Source organism: Staphylococcus sp. EG-SA-2 (assembly GCF_017152085.1).
This window is the reverse complement of sequence record NZ_JACYHC010001275.1, coordinates 1-611: the sequence shown is the minus strand read 5'-3', so window position 1 is coordinate 611 and position 611 is coordinate 1. Positions and strand designations below refer to the sequence as shown.

Sequence of the window (611 nt, the reverse complement as noted above, 5' to 3'; positions counted from 1 at the left end):
AACGCCGAAGTCTATCCAATGATTGACTATGCGATATAACGATTGACGTACTTCCGGATTATCCCAATTTAAATCAGCTTGACTGACATCAAATAAATGTAAATAATATTCATCTGTCTCAGAATCAAACTTCCATGCATTACCACCGAATTTAGAATGCCAATTTGTTGGCGGCCCGTCTTCAGATGATCTGAAAAAGTAATAATCTCTATAAGGGTTGTCTTTAGATTTACGGGCTTCTTTAAACCATTCATGCTCCGTCGACGTATGATTAATGACAATATCTAACATCACTTTCAAGTCTTTTTGATGAGCAACTTTGATTAACTTTTCAAAATCATCCATCGTTCCAAAGTCTTCATTGATTTCTAAATAATTGCTGATATCATAGCCATTATCATTCATCGGTGATTCATACACTGGTGTTAACCAAATATAATCAACACCCAATAACTTGATATAATCCAATTTTTCTATAATTCCATTGATATCTCCTATACCATTCCCCGTCGTATCATTAAACGACTTAGGATAAATTTGATATACAACGGATTTTCTCCAATCTATTTCTTTCGACACACAATTACCACCTTATAACGTAATAAAGGACG

At 34.0% G+C, this 611-nt stretch carries 1 protein-coding gene; it reads right to left on the bottom strand.

What is annotated here, in order from left to right:
• Positions 1-579: alpha-amylase family glycosyl hydrolase (locus IDG60_RS20660; RefSeq protein ID WP_346767048.1), on the bottom strand; the 579-nt coding region annotated here is incomplete at its 3' end.
• Positions 580-611: the final 32 nt, after the last annotated feature.